The organism is Lactiplantibacillus sp. 7.2.4 (genome assembly GCF_018991185.1).
GTDB lineage: Bacteria > Bacillota > Bacilli > Lactobacillales > Lactobacillaceae > Lactiplantibacillus > Lactiplantibacillus pentosus.
In genome coordinates, this window is record NZ_JAGYGS010000123.1 from 1 (window position 1) to 2,157 (window position 2,157).

Here is a 2,157-nt window from a genome sequence, read left to right on the forward strand (position 1 = left end):
TGCGGTCAAGCTGGCACAGCTTGGACTGGGTTCGGGGCGTCAGCGCCCGAGGGCTTAGAAACTGGTCGATTTTGACCAGTTTCTTCTTATCTTGATACTATTAGAAACAACGTCATTTTCAAAAAGTGAGGTAAACCATTGACACAACTGGGTTTAGGCGTATTATTGTGGTATAAAATAAATATAAAAAAAACCCACGTGAGCTTCGAAAGTTTGCCGACCTCGAACGCGTGAGTTAATCTTGTAAAAATCGTATTTGGATTTACTAGACATAGTTTAAAGCTTGAACCCTTTGCCGTCAAGCCTTCTGACTGATTTAAGTGAAGCAAGTACATAACAGATTAACTCTTCTCACGTGGCCAGATGAGAGGAGTTTTTATTTTGGCTAATGAAAAAGTCTTGGTTGATCGGTCAAAGTCAGGGAAAGTTCGGCCGTGGCGGGAGCGCAAGTTAGAGAACTTGCAGTATGGTGACTATTTACAAATATTGCATTATAAGAAAGCTCATCGAGTTAAAGAATGTGGCGAAGTTTTGCGTTTTGTGGAAGATAAAAATGGTCACAAGAAATTGGCGCAGACTTGGTTTTGCCATTCTCGTTTGTGTCCGTTATGTAATTGGCGGCGGGCAATGAAGCAATCCAATCAGTTAACACAGATTTTGACGGAAGCTGTTAAACAACGAAAGACGGGCCGGTTCTTATTTTTAACGTTGACGGTTGAGAATACAACTGGTGATCAATTGAAGAGTGAGTTACGTCAAATGGGACGAGCTGTTGCAAAAATTTTTCAGTATACAAAAGTTGCCAAAAATTTATTGGGCTATGTGCGTTCGACTGAAGTGACTGTTAATCATGAAGCGGGTCAGCCAATGTACCACCATCATATGCATGTTTTGCTTTTTGTGAAGAACCATTATTTTAAGGGGACTGATAACTATATTTCACAAGTAGAATGGACTGGGTTTTGGCAACGGGCAATGAAATTGACTTATGTACCAATGGTGAATGTTGAGGCAGTTAAACCGAATATGAATCGCCATAAAAATTCGTTATTGGCTAGTGCTCAAGAAACGGCCAAATATCAGGTAAAATCTAAAGATATTTTGACTAATAATCAAGAACAAGACCTACAAGTAATTGATGATTTGGAACGAGCTTTGGCTGGTTCCCGGCAAATTAGCTATGGCGGTTTGCTGAAAGAAATTCGCAAGCAGTTGCAATTGGAAGACGTTGAAAATGGTGATTTGATTAATACGGATAGTGATGATCAAAAGGTTGATCAAGTGGTGCGTGAGATTGTTGCTAAATGGGATTATCAGCGTAAGAATTATTTTGTTTAATGATTTATTGTCTATATTATAAGTGAGGGGGGAGGTGATTGCTTTGGCTTCATTTTTCAATGCCTTAAAGGGATTGTTTAAGGGAATGATTAAGGGTGCTTTTAACTTTTTTACAGGAAATAAAAAGACTATTAACAGTTCGAAAAATATTAAGGGAAATTTCAATGGTAATAATATCGATAATTCTAGTGTCAATGTTGATAATAGTGAAGGTGAGAAGCATGAAAAGAAGCAATCAGACCAGTCAAGATAATTGTTCTAATACTTCTTCTGGTAATTTTAACGGTAATAATATTAGTAATTCTGATGTAAAATTCATTTCTGGAGTTACAAATTATACTGATAATTCTAATAAGTTTGTTGTTTTGCAGGAATTTATAAATAGTTTTTTTGAGAAAGCTGGAGCACTTCATAATAAAATTGGAGAATGTGCCGGTAAAGATTCTATTCCTGATTTGAATAGTGATTTACTAGCTTTGAGAAATTTTGTTGAAGGAACTCTTGCAATTCCAAATAGTATTTTTGAAATAGTGGATAAAATCGTGCAATCGTTGTTCGCTTACTATGAATTGATAGCTACTCGAGGATCTGGTAATAATCTTAGAAATATGAGTGCTGATCAAAGAGATGATTATATTAGAGAATTTGAGAAAAGAAAAACTGAACCTGTAGAAATTCAGAGAAGACTTTTACATGTTTTGAGAAATTTTATTTTTGATGAACATTGTTAAGGTATTATTGTTTTAAATAATCATTGGGAGCAAAAGCGACCTTTGATTATTTTTTTGCCAGCGGCAAAACCGGCCTCGCAGAGCCCAC

3 protein-coding genes are annotated in these 2,157 nt (G+C 36.4%); all 3 read left to right on the forward strand.

All coding sequences use genetic code 11. From position 1 onward, the window contains the following. Window positions 1–381: 381 nt before the first annotated feature. From KGF70_RS16730 to KGF70_RS16740, 3 genes are read left to right on the forward strand one after another with little or no spacing between them, the layout of a single operon-like run. Window positions 382–1,338: a protein rep gene (locus tag KGF70_RS16730; RefSeq protein ID WP_024971925.1), complete on the forward strand. Its 957-nt coding sequence runs from the start codon at window positions 382–384 to the stop codon at window positions 1,336–1,338. A 43-nt stretch (window positions 1,339–1,381) separates the two neighbouring features. Continuing rightward, window positions 1,382–1,591, forward strand: a complete 210-nt coding sequence (locus KGF70_RS16735) for a hypothetical protein (RefSeq protein WP_024971924.1) — start codon at window positions 1,382–1,384, stop codon at window positions 1,589–1,591. Then, entirely contained in the window at window positions 1,560–2,069 is a 510-nt protein-coding gene (locus KGF70_RS16740; protein ID WP_024971923.1) for a hypothetical protein, read from the forward strand. The genes KGF70_RS16735 and KGF70_RS16740 overlap by 32 nt, the downstream gene beginning before the upstream one ends. Window positions 2,070–2,157 lie beyond the last annotated feature (88 nt).

What these genes read in the sequence shown, in the direction of transcription:
- KGF70_RS16740 (WP_024971923.1), top strand. Translation starts at nt 1,560, where the DNA reads ATGAAAAGAAGCAATCAGACCAGTCAAGATAATTGTTCTAATACTTCT.